Here is a 12,877-nt window from a genome sequence, read left to right as displayed (position 1 = left end):
ATGAGTGCCTCCGTGGTTCCCGCTTGCGAGCTGTGCGCCGGCGATGGTGGCGAGGTGCTGTGGCAGCATCCGGCGTTTCGCGTGGTACTGGTCGATGAGGCCGATTATCCGGGCTTCTGCCGGGTGATCTGCCATGCGCACGTGAAGGAAATGACCGACCTCGCCCCGGCCCAGCGCACGCTGCTGGCCAATGCGGTGTGGGCGGTCGAGGCCGCCCAGCGCGAGGTGATGCAGCCCGAGAAGGTCAACCTGGCCACGCTGGGCAACATGACCCCGCACGTGCATTGGCATGTGATCCCGCGCTTCACCGATGATCGCCATTTCCCCAGCCCGGTCTGGGCCGAGCCGCGCCGTGCGGCCGATGAGGCCTCGCTGGCCGCACGCCGTGCACTGCTGCCGCAGTTGCGCGAGGCAGTGCGCCGGCATCTCGATGCGGCAGGCCTGACGGCCTGATGCCGGCAGCAGCCCGGCGTGCGGTGACGCCGCCGAGCGCAATGTTTCTACTCACCAATTTCAACAAGGGAGAGCCCATGAGCGCCCCGTCTTCTCCGGTTCCGGTGTCCTTCAAGGTGCGCAAGCTCTCGCGCGTGGTCGAAGTCGAGTTCGATGACGGCGTGATGTTTTCCCTGCCCTTTGAATTGATGCGTGTCCTTTCCCCCTCGGCCGAAGTGCGTGGCCACGGACCGGGGCAGGAAGTGCTGCAGACCGGCAAGCGCGACGTGGAGATCCACGGCATCGAACCGGTCGGCAACTATGGCGTCAAACCGCTGTTCTCGGACGGCCACGCGAGCGGCATCTTCACCTGGGATTACCTCTACCAGCTCGGCCGTGACCAGGCTGCCCTGTGGGAAGCCTACCTGCAGAAACTGGAAGCGGCCGGCTTCACCCGTGAAAGCGGGCGCGATCACCAGCTCGAGGCGGCAGGCGGCCATGGCTGCGGCCATTCGCACTGAGGAGCGCCTCCTGCTGATCCAGGGCAAGCTCTGCGCTGGCCCGTCTCTTATAATGTCGTCTTCATCGTTACAGGCCCAGCCATGACCAACACCACCCACTTCGGTTACGAAACCGTCAAAGAAGAAGAAAAGGTCCGCAAGGTCGCGGAAGTGTTCCACTCTGTCGCTGCCAAGTACGACGTGATGAACGACTTCATGTCGGCGGGCCTGCATCGCATCTGGAAAGCCTTCACCATCGCCCAGGCCGGCGTGCGTCCGGGCTTCAAGGTGCTCGACATCGCCGGCGGTACCGGTGACCTCTCCAAGGTCTTCGCCAAGCAGGCAGGTCCGAGCGGCGAAGTCTGGCTCACCGACATCAACGAATCCATGCTGCGCGTGGGCCGCGACCGTCTGCTCAACAAGGGCATCGTCACCCCGACCATGCTGTGCGATGCCGAGAAGCTGCCCTTCCCGAACAATTATTTCGACCGCGTCTCGGTGGCCTTCGGCCTGCGCAACATGACCCACAAGGATGCCGCCCTGGCCGAGATGCGCCGCGTGCTGAAACCCGGTGGCAAGCTGCTGGTGCTGGAATTCTCCAAGGTTTGGGAGCCGCTCAAGAAACCCTATGACGTCTATTCCTTCTCGGTCCTGCCGTGGCTGGGCAAGAAGGTGGCCAACGATGCCGACAGCTATCGCTACCTGGCCGAATCGATCCGCATGCACCCCGACCAGGAAACCCTGAAGCAGATGATGGAACACGCCGGCCTGGATCGCGTGCAGTATTTCAACCTGACCGCCGGTGTGGCTGCACTGCATACGGGCATTAAGATGTGATTAATGCTGGCCGCGCCAGCATTAAGGCTGGCTTAATTCTGCCCGGCGACAATGATGGCTCCGATGTGGCGGCTTGCTTTTCCCTCGGCCCGCTCGCCACGTCGTCATCATCCACAAGAGGCAAGCCCATGAAAAAAATATTCCTCGCACTGCTGCTGGCGATCACTTCGCTCTCCCTCATCATGTCGCCCGCCGAGGCCAAGCGCCTGGGTGGCGGTGGTTCCTTCGGCAAGCAATCCTCCAATTACTCGCGCCAGGCGGCCCCCTCTGCGCCGTCTTCGCCGTCCTATAGCCAGCCTGCACGTCCTGCCGCACCGGCCGCCACGCCGCAAAGCGCCCCCATGCCCAAGCCCGCCAGCCCCTGGCGCAATGTGCTGGGCGGAGCCCTGCTGGGCTTTGGCCTCGGTGCGCTGATGTCGCACTTCGGGATCGGTGGCGCGCTCGGCGGCATGCTGGGTTCGCTGCTGACCATCGCGTTGCTGTGCGCGGCGGTGATCTTCCTGATCCGCCTGTTTGCCCGTGGCCGTGAAGCGCAGAACAACAACCCGGCCTATGCCACACCGATGCCGGGCGTGAGCCCCATCGGCAGCGCTGCCGGTGCCACACCGGAGATCGGTTCCGGCCTGCGCGACATTAATCCGCCGCCGGCGGTCCCGCACGCGCCGCCTGCCGCCCTGCAAGGCAATGGCTATGGCGGCACTGCCCAGCCGGCGCAGATCCAGCAATGGGGCATCCCCGAAGGCTTTGATACGGCCGGATTCGTGCGCAATGCCAAGACCTATTTCATCCGCCTGCAGGCGGCGTGGGATCGCGCCGATGTCAACGACATCCGTGAATTCACCACGCCCGAGATGTTCGCCGAACTGCGCATGCAGCTCACCGAACGGGGCGCAGCCCCCAATGCCACCGATGTCGTGCAGCTCGACGCGCAACTGCTGGGCATCGAGACCATGGCCTTCGATTACCTGGCCACGGTGCGCTTCCAGGGTCTGATCAAGGAAGCGCCGGATGCCTCGGCTGAACCCTTCGCCGAGATCTGGAATCTCTCCAAGCCGCTCAACGGCAGCGGCGGTTGGGTGCTGGCCGGGATCCAGCAAGTCTGATGCAAGCGCAAGGCGCGCTGGATCAAGCCAGCCGCAGTGCCTGAACCTTGCCAGTGCGCCAAGCTGGTACACTTGAAACCGCCCGGCTTTTGCGGGCGGTTTTGTTTTGGCGGAGGGAATTCTTTCTGCTCCGGCGTACTCAACCTGTAGTCCTCCGATCCACCCCGATTCTGGAATCCATGTCCGTGCTGCCCGATCCGTCCACTCTTGTCTCCGGCCTCGATCCGATGAAACCTGCCGCTGCGGTGATCAACCACCTGCTGGCCCAGGAACCGTGGGCGCGCGACACCCTCATGGCCCACGCCGGCAAGGTCGCCTGCATCGATACCGGCGTCATGCAATTGCGCCTGAAGGTGACCGGCGATGGCTACCTGCAGGAGGTGCCGGCCGATGCGCTGGCCAATGTCACGATCCGCCTGAAGCTGTCCGACCTGCCGCTGATCGCCGCCAACCGCGAGCGCGCCGTCTCTTACGTCAAGCTGGAGGGCGATGCCGATTTCGCCAATGCCATTTCGCAACTGAGCCAGAAGCTGCGCTGGGATGCCGAGGATGACCTCTCCCGCGTGGTCGGCGACGTTGCTGCGACCCGCATCGTCTCCGGCGCGCGTGGCCTGTTTGAAGCCGCCCGCACCACCCAGCGCAAGCTGACCGAAAACCTTGCCGAGTATTTCCTGGAAGAACAACCGATGCTGATCCGCCCCCGCCAGTTGCAGGATTTTTCCGCCGACGTCGTGCGCCTGCGCGATGACCTGGAGCGCCTGTCCAAGCGCATCGAGAAACTGGAGCGTCGTTAAATGCTGCTGCGTTCCATGCGTCTGCTCAAGATCATCCGTGTCGCCATTCTCTACGGCCTGGATGAAATCATCGCCTCCGAATTCGCGCCGCCGCGCATCGCCCGCATCATCAACCGCATCTTCTTCTGGCGCGACCTGACGGCGCCGCGCGGTGAGCGCCTGCGCCGCGCATTGGAGGATCTCGGTCCCATCTTCATCAAGTTCGGCCAGGTGCTCTCGACCCGGCGCGACCTGATGCCGCCCGATATCGCCAATGAACTGACGCTGCTGCAGGACCGCGTGCCGCCCTTCGATTCCGAGCTGGCGGTCAAGCAGATCGAGAAGTCCTTGGGCGCGCATCCGGACCAGCTCTTCGCCAGCTTCGAGCGCACCCCGGTGGCCTCGGCCTCGATTGCGCAGGTCCACTTCGCCACCCTGAAGGATGGCAAGGAAGTGGCCGTCAAGGTGCTGCGTCCCGGCATGCGCGACATCATCGATCACGACATCGGCCTGATGCACGTGGCCGCCGACTGGCTGGAACGGCTGTGGGCCGATGGCCGCCGCTTGAAGGCCAAGGAAGTCGTGGGCGAGTTCGACAAATACCTGCACGACGAGCTGGACCTCATGCGTGAAGCGGCCAATGCCAGCCAGCTGCGCCGCAACTTCGCCGAGTCCACGCTGCTGATGGTGCCGGAGATGTATTGGGATTATTGTTCATCCTCGGTCATCGTGATGGAGCGGATGTATGGCATCCCGATCTCGCAGACCGAGCGCCTGCGCGCCGAAGGGGTCGACCTGTCCAAGCTCTCGCGCGATGGCGTGGAGATTTTCTTCACCCAGGTGTTTCGCGATGGCTTCTTCCACGCCGACATGCACCCCGGCAACATCCTGGTGTCGGTGGCCCCGGAAACCTTCGGCCGCTACATCGCGCTGGACTTCGGCATCGTCGGCACGCTCAATGATTACGACAAGGATTACCTGTCGCAGAATTTCCTGGCCTTCTTCCGCCGCGACTACAAGCGCGTGGCCGAGGCCCACATCGAATCCGGATGGGCGCCCAAGGAAACCCGGGTCGATGAACTCGAAGCGGCCGTGCGGGCCTGCTGCGAACCGATCTTCGACCGTCCGCTGAAGGACATCTCCTTCGGCCAGGTGCTGCTGCGCCTGTTCCAGACCTCGCGCCGGTTCAACGTGGAAGTGCAGCCGCAACTGGTGCTGCTGCAGAAGACCCTGCTCAATGTCGAGGGCCTGGGCCGTCAGCTCGATCCGGACCTGGACCTGTGGAAGACCGCCAAGCCCTATCTCGAACGCTGGATGAGCGAGCAGATCGGCTGGCGCGGTTTCGTCGAACAGCTGAAGGTGGAAGTGCCGCGCTACAGCCGCCTGCTGCCGGAACTGCCGCGCCTGGCGCATCAAGCGCTGACGCGCTACACCGAAGGCGAGAGCCAGCCGCAGAACACCGAGCTGATCCGCAAGCTGCTGGCCGAGCAGCGGCGCACCAACATGCTGCTGGGCGTGATCGTCTATTTCGGAGGCGGGCTCATCGGCGGCATCATCGTGATCCAGGTGCTGATGCACTTCCTGAAGTTCTATTGATGTAAATGATTTGGATGATTCAGGGAATCTGAAGAATTCTCTTCTGCAAGCGCCGGCCTATGCCGGCGTTTCGCATGGTTCAACCAAAAACAACAGAGGCGGAAATACCGTGGGAACCAACGACAACAGCCTGCCCGATGCACGCGTGCGTATGTTGCCCTACATCGTGGCGGCGACTTTCTTCATGGAGTATCTCGATACCACCATCATCGCCACGGCCTTGCCGCAGATGGCGCAGTCCTTCGGTGTCGGCCCCAACGAACTGAGCCTGGGCATGACGGCCTACATGCTCACGCTGGCCGTCTTCATTCCCGTCAGTGGCTGGGTGGCCGATCGCTTCGGTTCGCGCACCGTGTTCGGTATCGCCATTGCCATCTTCACGTTCGCTTCCATCCTGTGCGGTTTTTCGCAGAACGTGTGGGAGTTCACCGCAGCGCGTGTGCTGCAAGGCCTGGGTGGCGCAATGATGGTGCCGGTCGGGCGCATGATCGTCGTGCGCAGTACCGGCAAGGACAGGCTGATGAAAGCCATTGCCACCATCACCTGGCCGGCCATCGTGGCCCCGGTGGTGGGGCCGTCCATCGGCGGTTTCATCACCACGTACGCATCATGGCATTGGATTTTCCTGATGAACGTACCGTTCGGGTTTGCGGCGTTCATTGCCGTCATGCGCGTGGTGCGCAATGAACACGGCCACAGCAAGCGGCCGCTGGACGTGATCGGTTTCCTGCTCTCGGGCGCGGCGCTGACGTCGCTGCTGTATGGCACCGAGATCGCCAGCCATATGGAATCCAACATCAAGGTCGCGCTCGGTTTCGTGGCCTTGGGCGTAGTGCTCGGGTACTGCGCGTGGCGGCACATGCAGCGCATCGAACATCCGCTGCTGGATTTTTCCAACCTGCGCATTCCGACCTATTCGGTGACGGTGCTGACCGGTTCGCTCACGCGTATTGGCGTCGATGCAGTGCCTTACCTGATGCCCCTGATGTTCCAGATCGGCTTCGGCCTGACGGCGTTCCAGTCGGGGTTGCTGCTGCTGGCCACTGCCCTCGGCAATCTCGGCATGAAGGCGTTCACCACGCGCGTCCTGCAGCGCTTTGGTTTCCGTAGCGTGGCGGTCAACAATGCGGCCATCGCCGGTTGCCTCATCATCGCCTGCGGCCTGCTCACGCCGGGCACGCCGCTGCCGGTGATCCTGGGGGTGATCTTCTGCTACGGGCTGTCGCGCTCGATGCAGTTTTCGACCCTGGCCACGCTGGCGTATGCGGACATCAGCGATGCCCGCAAATCTTCGGCCAGCACGCTCTGGAGCGTGGCGCAGCAGATGACCATCGGCATGGGCATCGCCTTCGGTGCGCTGGCCTTGCGTATTGCGGCGGCGATCCGGGGCGAGGAGATCGATGCCACCGGCGCGCATTTCACGCTGGGCGATTTCCAGTGGGCCTTTGCCATGGCCGGCGTGGTGACGCTCATTTCAGTGATCGGCTATCGCGGCCTGGCGCGGGACGCCGGCAGCAATATCGGTGGCGGGATGCGCGCCGCGCAAGGCAAGCGCTGAACTGCGCTGGCGCTGCTTCAGCGCTGCGCCGAAAAGCGCTCCGCCAGCCGCTCGCGGCGGAAGTGCTCGACCACGAAATCGACGAAGACCCGCGTCTTGGCCGGCAGCAGCCGCGCTGCGGTGAAGTAGAGCGAGAGCATGCCGGTATCCACGTACCAGTCCGGCAGCACCCGCACCAGCGTGCCGCGATCCAGATAGAGCAGGGCATGCGGCATCGACACCAGCGTGATGCCCAGCCCCGCTTCGGCCACCTCGCAAGCCGCATTGGCATCGCTCATGGTCATGCGTTGCTGCAGTGTGACCGGTGCCTGCTGGCCCCCGTGGTCGCGTAGCGAGAAGGGCCGCACGCGCCCCGTCTGGGGCGAGCGGATCAGGATGCCCGCATGCTCGGCCAGGTCGGCCGGCGAGCGCAAGGCGGGATGCGCCTCCAGATAGGCGGGCGAAGCCAGCAGCACCCGATGCGCCGGGGCCAGCTCGCGCGCCACCACGCCGGGCGAGAGCTCGGTGCCGCCAGCGATGGCGGCATCAAAGCCCTCGGTGATGAGATCCACCGAGCGGTTCTCGAAATGCCAGTCCGGCTGGATGCCCGGATAGCGCCCCAGGAATTCTCCCAACAAGGGCACGATGTATTGCCGCCCGAAACCTGTCCCCATGCTGACCTTGAGCGTGCCGGCCGGCTGCCCGCCAGCGCTGGCGAGATTGGCCACGGCATTGCGGATGGCTTGCAGGCCGCCGCCCACTTCCTGCAGGAAGCGTTCGCCCGCTTCGGTCAGCGAGAGCTTGCGGGTACTGCGATGAAACAGCCGTACGCCCAGCGAAGTTTCCAGCCGTGCCACGTTCTTGCCCACGGCCGCCGAGGTCAGGCCGAGCTGGCGTGCCGCCGCCGAAAAGCTGCCGGCGTGGGCCGCAGCGACAAAGCATTCAATGCTGGTCATGGTTTCCATTGCTCGATTCTAAACCATTGGTTTAAAAAGAAGATAGGGATTGCCAGCTAGTCGCCACATAATCAAACGCCGATACTTGCTTCAACCCGGACGCATACAGCAGCACGCCGCTGCAGGCAGACGGGGCCAACCCATCACTTTCAAGGAGCAAGATCATGAACAAGCAAATTCAAACTAACGCCGCATCCGCTACCACCCTGGCCTCCAAGGTTGCTTTCGTGCAAGGCGGTTCGCGCGGCATCGGCGCGGCCATCGTGCAGCGCCTGGCCGCTGAAGGCGCCACCGTCGCCTTCACCTATGTCACTTCGCCGGACAAGGCGCAAGCCCTGGTCTCCCGCGTGGAAGCCGCCGGTGGCCGCGCCCTGGCGATCCAGGCCGACAGCTCCGATGCAGCCGCCCTGCAGCAAGCCATCCGCCTGGCTGCCGAGACCTTCGGCCGCCTCGATATCCTGGTCAACAATGCGGGCGTGCTGGCCCTGGGCCACATCGATGAGTTCAAGCTGGAAGACCTGGACCGCACCCTGGCCGTGAACGTGCGCAGCGTGGTCGTGGCCACCCAGGCCGCCGTGCGCTACATGGGCGAAGGCGGCCGCGTCATCAGCATCGGCAGCACCAATGCCGACCGCATCCCCTTTGCCGGCGGCGCCGTGTATGCCATGAGCAAGTCGGCGCTGGTTGGCCTGACCAAGGGCCTGGCCCGTGACCTCGGCCCGCGCGGCATCACCGTCAACAACGTCCAGCCCGGTCCGGTCGATACCGACATGAACCCGGCCAACAGCGACTTCGCCACTTCCCTGACTGGCCTGATGGCACTGCCGCGTTACGGCAAGGCTGAAGAAATCGCCAGCTTCGTGGCTTATCTGGCAGGTCCGGAATCGGGCTACATCACCGGCGCCAACCTGATGATCGATGGCGGTTTCTCGGCTTGATCACTGCCGGGCCCGTCACGCTCAGGACGTAAAAAAACCTCGCTCCGGTTTGCACCGGGCGAGGTTTGTTCGTGCGTGCGGCAATCAGGCAGTCAGGCGAACAGGCGCGCCAGCTCTACGCCCGGCTCTGGCGCACGCATGAAGGCTTCACCGACCAGGAAGGCATGCACGTCGGCATCGCGCATGCGCTTGACGTCGTCCGGCGTGGTGATGGCCGATTCGGTGACCACCAGCTTTTCCGGCGGGATGCGCGGCAGCAGGTTCAGCGTGGTGTCGAGCGTGGTCTCGAAGGTGCGCAGGTTGCGGTTGTTGATGCCGAACAGACGCGTCTTGAGCTTCAGGGCGGCTTCCAGTTCGGCCTGGTCATGGACTTCCACCAGCACGCTCATGCCCAGCTCATGGGCGCAGGCTTCCATGTCGGCCATCAGGCCATGGTCCAATGCGGCCACGATCAGCAGGATGGCGTCCGCGCCCCAGGAGCGCGCCTGGTAGATCTGGTAATGATCCATCATGAAATCCTTGCGCAGCACCGGCAGGGCGCACGCTGCACGCGCCTGCTTGAGGTAGTCCGGCGAGCCCTGGAAGAATTGTTCATCGGTCAGTACCGACAGGCAGGCCGCGCCATGTTCGGCATAGCTCACCGCGATCTCGGCCGGCTTGAAGTCGGGACGGATCACGCCCTTGGAAGGCGAGGCCTTCTTGACTTCGGCAATCACGCCGGCCTGGCCGTTGGCGATCTTGCCGCGCAGGCTCTCTTCGAAATTGCGCAGTTCCGAGCGCAGTTCGCTGTCGGTTTCCACCTCGCGGCGCAGGCTGGCGAGGTCGCGCTGCTGCTTGGCGATGCGGACTTCCTCGGCCTTGACGTCGAGGATCTTGTTGAGGATGTCGGACATGAGGTTCCTTGTCGGTTTCAATGTTTGCCGCCGAGCTGGCGGGTCACCTGGACGAACTGGTCCAGCTTGGCACGGGCCGCGCCGGAGGCGATGGTAGCGCGCGCCGTCTGCAGGCCCTCGGCGATGGAAGGCGCAACCCCGGCCGCATAGAGCGCGGTGGCGGCATTGATGACTACGATGTCGTGCACCGGACCGGGTTCCCCGCGCAGCGCTTCGAAGATTTTCTCCTTGGACTCTGTCGCATTGCCGACCTGCAAGTTGCGGCTGGCAAACATGGACAGGCCGAAGTCTTCCGGGTGGATCTCGTATTCGCGGATCTCGCCGTTGACCAGTTCGCCCACCATGGTGGCGCCACCCAGCGTGACCTCATCGAGGTTGTCACGGCCCCAGACCACGATGGCGTGCTGCGCGCCCAGGCGTTGCAGCACGCGCACCTGGATGCCGACCAGATCTGCATGGAACACGCCCATGAGGATGTTGGGGGCACCGGCCGGATTGGTAAGCGGACCGAGGATGTTGAAGATGGTGCGCACGCCCAGCTCCTTGCGCACCGGCGCCGCATGCTTCATGGCGGCGTGGTGGTTGGGGGCGAACATGAAGCCGATGCCGGTCTGGGCGATCGATTGCGCCACTTGCTCGGGTTGCAGGTTGATGTCTGCGCCCAGGGCTTCGAGTACGTCGGCGCTGCCAGAGGACGAAGAAACACTGCGTCCGCCATGCTTGGCCACGCGCGCACCGGCGGCCGCCGCCACGAACATGGAGGCGGTGGAAATGTTGAAGGTGTGCGCACCGTCGCCGCCGGTGCCGACGATGTCGAGCAGGCGCGAAGTGTCGGCCATTGGCACCTTGGTGGCGAATTCGCGCATGACCTGGGCGGCGGCGGCGATCTCGCCGATGCTTTCCTTCTTCACGCGCAGGCCCATGGTGAGGGCCGCGATCATCACCGGCGACATCTCGCCGCCCATGATCTGGCGGAACAGGGTCAGCATTTCATCGTGGAAGATTTCGCGATGCTCGATACAGCGCAGCAGCGCTTCTTGGGGAGTGATGGGCATGTCTTGTCTCGATGTGTGTAATGGTCTCAGCCGTGGGCGCTGCCGGTCAGGAAGTTCTTGAGCAGGGCATGGCCGTGCTCGGAGAGGATGGACTCGGGGTGGAACTGCACGCCTTGCAGGTCGAACTCCTTGTGGCGCACACCCATGATTTCGCCATCATCGGTCCAGGCGGTCACTTCCAGGCAATCCGGCAGGGTGGCGCGTTCGATGGCCAGCGAGTGGTAGCGGATCACGGTGTAGGGAGTGGGCAGGTCCTTGAAGACGCCCACGCCGGTGTGCGCGATCTTGGACGTCTTGCCATGCATGACCTGCTTGGCGCGGATGATGTTGCCGCCGAAGGCCTCACCGATGGCCTGGTGGCCCAGGCAGACACCGAGGATGGGCAGCTTGCCGGAAAATTCCTTCAACAGGTCCACGCAGATGCCGGCTTCCTTGGGGCTGCAGGGGCCGGGGGAGAGGCAGATGCGTTCGGGGTTGAGCTTCTTGATGTCATCCAGCGTGATCTCGTCATTGCGGATGGTCAGCACCTCTTCGCCCAGCTCGCCGAAGTATTGCACCAGGTTGTAGGTGAAGGAGTCGTAGTTGTCGATCATCAGCAGCATTTAGATTTCTCCGTCCAGGCCATCTTGCACTTGTTCAGCAGCGCGCAGTACGGCACGCGCCTTGTTTTCGGTTTCTTCCCATTCCATTTCCGGCACCGAGTCGGCCACGATGCCGGCGGCCGCCTGCACGTACAGCGTGCCATCCTTGATGACGCCGGTACGGATCGCAATGGCCACGTCCATTTCGCCACCGAAGGAGAGATAGCCGCAGGCGCCGCCATAGATGCCGCGCTTGGTCGGTTCCAGTTCGTCGATGATTTCCATGGCGCGCACCTTGGGGGCGCCCGAGAGGGTGCCGGCCGGGAAGGTGGCCTTGAGCACATCCAGGTTGGACATGCCGGGTTTCAAGATGCCCTCGACGTTGGAGACGATGTGCTGCACGTGGGAATATTTTTCGATCACCATCTGGTCGGTAACCTTGACGCTGCCGGTGGTGGCGATGCGGCCGATGTCGTTGCGGGCCAGGTCGATCAACATCACGTGCTCGGCGATTTCCTTGGGGTCGGCCAGCAGTTCGCGCGCCAGCTGTTCATCGCGCTCGATGGTGGAGCCGCGCGGACGGGTGCCGGCCAGCGGGCGGATGGTGATCTTCTTCTGGCCTTCGCCGATGGATTCGTTGCGCACCAGGATTTCCGGCGAGGCACCGACGATCTGCATGTCGCCGAAGTTGTAGAAGTACATGTAAGGGGAGGGGTTCAGCGAGCGCAGCGCGCGGTACAGCATCAGCGGCGAATCCACATAGGATTTCCGGAGGCGCTGGCCGATCTGCACCTGCATCAGGTCGCCGGCCATCACGTATTCCTTGGCGCGGGCCACGGCCTTGAGATATTCGTCCTTGGGGAATTCGCGGATCGTTTCGGTACGCACCGAACCGGTGGTCACCGGTGCATCGGCCGGACGGCGCAGCATGGCGCGCAGGTCGCGCAGGCGCTGGCGGCCACGGGAGAAGGCTTCCGGCTGGGTAGGGTCGGCGTAGACGATCAGGTAGAGCTTGCCGGAGAGGTTGTCGATGACGGCCAGTTCTTCGGTCAGCAGCAGCTGGATGTCGGGCAGGCCCAGCGTATCTTGCGGGGCGCTGTTTTCCAGGCGCTTTTCGATGTAGCGCACGGCGTCGTAGCCGAAGTAGCCGGCCAGGCCGCCGCAGAAGCGCGGCATGCCTGGGCGGATGGCGACCTTGAAGCGGGATTGATAGTCGGCGATGAATTCCAGCGCATTGCCTTGGGCGGTCTCGATGACCTCGTCATTCTTCAGCACCTCGATCTGCTGGCCGCTGCAGCGGATCTTGGTGGAGGCGGGCAGGCCGATGAAGGAATAGCGGCCGAAGCGTTCGCCACCGACCACCGACTCCAGCAGGAAGGTGTTCTTGCCGGTGTTGTGGCTTTGGGCCAGCTTGAGATAGAGCGTCAGCGGGGTTTCCAGGTCGGCGAAGGCTTCGGCGATCAGGGGGATGCGGTTGTAGCCTTCGGCGGCCAGCGATTTGAATTCGAGTTCGGTCATGTGTCACTCCAGACCGCCATTGTAGGGTACGCGGGCCTGGCCGCAGACCGGCGCGCCCACGCCATGAAGCCATGGACGCGATGCACGCGGATGCAGCGAAACAGGTGCGGACTCTCGTCAGCGGTGTCGTTATGAGAATTACGGGAAATGCGGAGGAT

Annotated in this window: 13 protein-coding genes; 8 read left to right on the top strand and 5 right to left on the bottom strand. The window is 63.7% G+C overall.

All coding sequences use genetic code 11. The features are described from left to right. From ACLRDN_RS20475 to ACLRDN_RS20445, 7 genes are all read left to right on the top strand, one after another. Positions 1–453: an HIT family protein gene (locus ACLRDN_RS20475; RefSeq protein ID WP_286866854.1), complete on the top strand. Its 453-nt coding sequence runs from the start codon at positions 1–3 to the stop codon at positions 451–453. 77 nt (positions 454–530) lie between these two features. Beyond that, positions 531–953, top strand: coding sequence for a gamma-butyrobetaine hydroxylase-like domain-containing protein (locus tag ACLRDN_RS20470; protein WP_413457775.1), 423 nt, complete (start codon positions 531–533; stop codon positions 951–953). A gap of 81 nt (positions 954–1,034) precedes the next feature. Further along, positions 1,035–1,769: a bifunctional demethylmenaquinone methyltransferase/2-methoxy-6-polyprenyl-1,4-benzoquinol methylase UbiE gene (ubiE, locus tag ACLRDN_RS20465; protein WP_413457774.1), complete on the top strand. Its 735-nt coding sequence runs from the start codon at positions 1,035–1,037 to the stop codon at positions 1,767–1,769. Positions 1,770–1,897: 128 nt separating this feature from the next. Further along, positions 1,898–2,872, top strand: a complete 975-nt coding sequence (locus ACLRDN_RS20460; protein ID WP_413457773.1) for a Tim44 domain-containing protein — start codon at positions 1,898–1,900, stop codon at positions 2,870–2,872. Positions 2,873–3,051: 179 nt separating this feature from the next. After that, a complete protein-coding gene (locus tag ACLRDN_RS20455) occupies positions 3,052–3,666 on the top strand; it encodes an SCP2 domain-containing protein (RefSeq protein WP_286866859.1) in 615 nt (204 codons plus the stop codon). Further along, on the top strand, positions 3,667–5,241 hold the full coding sequence (gene ubiB / locus ACLRDN_RS20450; RefSeq protein WP_413457772.1) for a ubiquinone biosynthesis regulatory protein kinase UbiB: 1,575 nt from the start codon (positions 3,667–3,669) through the stop codon (positions 5,239–5,241). It begins immediately after the preceding gene. Positions 5,242–5,392: 151 nt separating this feature from the next. Further along, positions 5,393–6,799: an MFS transporter gene (locus ACLRDN_RS20445; protein ID WP_413460427.1), complete on the top strand. Its 1,407-nt coding sequence runs from the start codon at positions 5,393–5,395 to the stop codon at positions 6,797–6,799. Positions 6,800–6,816: 17 nt separating this feature from the next. Here ACLRDN_RS20445 and ACLRDN_RS20440 read toward each other — a convergent pair whose 3' ends face one another. After that, positions 6,817–7,743, bottom strand: coding sequence for a LysR substrate-binding domain-containing protein (locus tag ACLRDN_RS20440; protein WP_413457771.1), 927 nt, complete (start codon positions 7,741–7,743; stop codon positions 6,817–6,819). A gap of 155 nt (positions 7,744–7,898) precedes the next feature. Here ACLRDN_RS20440 and ACLRDN_RS20435 point away from each other — a divergent pair, with 155 nt between their 5' ends. Beyond that, positions 7,899–8,672 (top strand): 3-oxoacyl-ACP reductase family protein, encoded by a 774-nt coding sequence (locus tag ACLRDN_RS20435; RefSeq protein WP_413457770.1) that lies wholly within the window; start codon positions 7,899–7,901, stop codon positions 8,670–8,672. A 92-nt stretch (positions 8,673–8,764) separates the two neighbouring features. On the opposite strand, the gene trpC is transcribed toward ACLRDN_RS20435, so the two are convergent. Genes trpC through trpE form a run of 4 tightly spaced genes read right to left on the bottom strand, consistent with a single transcriptional unit; the run spans position 8,765 to position 12,719 of the window. Then, positions 8,765–9,565: an indole-3-glycerol phosphate synthase TrpC gene (trpC, locus tag ACLRDN_RS20430; protein ID WP_413457769.1), complete on the bottom strand. Its 801-nt coding sequence runs from the start codon at positions 9,563–9,565 to the stop codon at positions 8,765–8,767. A gap of 17 nt (positions 9,566–9,582) precedes the next feature. Beyond that, positions 9,583–10,620 (bottom strand): anthranilate phosphoribosyltransferase, encoded by a 1,038-nt coding sequence (gene trpD, locus ACLRDN_RS20425; protein ID WP_088756142.1) that lies wholly within the window; start codon positions 10,618–10,620, stop codon positions 9,583–9,585. Positions 10,621–10,646: 26 nt separating this feature from the next. After that, the gene (locus ACLRDN_RS20420) at positions 10,647–11,222 is read right to left on the bottom strand and encodes an aminodeoxychorismate/anthranilate synthase component II (protein WP_039786828.1); all 576 of its coding nucleotides are present in this window, start codon (positions 11,220–11,222) and stop codon (positions 10,647–10,649) included. After that, entirely contained in the window at positions 11,223–12,719 is a 1,497-nt protein-coding gene (trpE, locus tag ACLRDN_RS20415; RefSeq protein ID WP_413457768.1) for an anthranilate synthase component I, read from the bottom strand. It abuts the gene before it with no gap. Between the last annotated feature and the right edge of the window lie 158 nt (positions 12,720–12,877).

Source organism: Herbaspirillum huttiense, assembly GCF_047300815.1.
Classification (GTDB): domain Bacteria; phylum Pseudomonadota; class Gammaproteobacteria; order Burkholderiales; family Burkholderiaceae_D; genus Herbaspirillum; species Herbaspirillum huttiense_A.
Note: the sequence above shows the minus strand (reverse complement) of the source record. Positions and strands in the feature narration are given on the sequence as shown.

Excerpts from the sequence above, each read along its gene's own strand:
- ubiB (WP_413457772.1), top strand. The coding sequence starts at position 3,667 with ATGCTGCTGCGTTCCATGCGTCTGCTCAAGATCATCCGTGTCGCCATT.
- trpD (WP_088756142.1), bottom strand. The coding sequence starts at position 10,620 with ATGCCCATCACTCCCCAAGAAGCGCTGCTGCGCTGTATCGAGCATCGC.
- ACLRDN_RS20475 (WP_286866854.1), top strand. The coding sequence starts at position 1 with ATGAGTGCCTCCGTGGTTCCCGCTTGCGAGCTGTGCGCCGGCGATGGT.
- ACLRDN_RS20435 (WP_413457770.1), top strand. The coding sequence starts at position 7,899 with ATGAACAAGCAAATTCAAACTAACGCCGCATCCGCTACCACCCTGGCC.
- ubiE (WP_413457774.1), top strand. The coding sequence starts at position 1,035 with ATGACCAACACCACCCACTTCGGTTACGAAACCGTCAAAGAAGAAGAA.
- trpE (WP_413457768.1), bottom strand. The coding sequence starts at position 12,719 with ATGACCGAACTCGAATTCAAATCGCTGGCCGCCGAAGGCTACAACCGC.
- ACLRDN_RS20440 (WP_413457771.1), bottom strand. The coding sequence starts at position 7,743 with ATGGAAACCATGACCAGCATTGAATGCTTTGTCGCTGCGGCCCACGCC.
- ACLRDN_RS20460 (WP_413457773.1), top strand. The coding sequence starts at position 1,898 with ATGAAAAAAATATTCCTCGCACTGCTGCTGGCGATCACTTCGCTCTCC.
- ACLRDN_RS20470 (WP_413457775.1), top strand. The coding sequence starts at position 531 with ATGAGCGCCCCGTCTTCTCCGGTTCCGGTGTCCTTCAAGGTGCGCAAG.
- ACLRDN_RS20455 (WP_286866859.1), top strand. The coding sequence starts at position 3,052 with ATGTCCGTGCTGCCCGATCCGTCCACTCTTGTCTCCGGCCTCGATCCG.
- trpC (WP_413457769.1), bottom strand. The coding sequence starts at position 9,565 with ATGTCCGACATCCTCAACAAGATCCTCGACGTCAAGGCCGAGGAAGTC.
- ACLRDN_RS20445 (WP_413460427.1), top strand. The coding sequence starts at position 5,393 with ATGTTGCCCTACATCGTGGCGGCGACTTTCTTCATGGAGTATCTCGAT.
- ACLRDN_RS20420 (WP_039786828.1), bottom strand. The coding sequence starts at position 11,222 with ATGCTGCTGATGATCGACAACTACGACTCCTTCACCTACAACCTGGTG.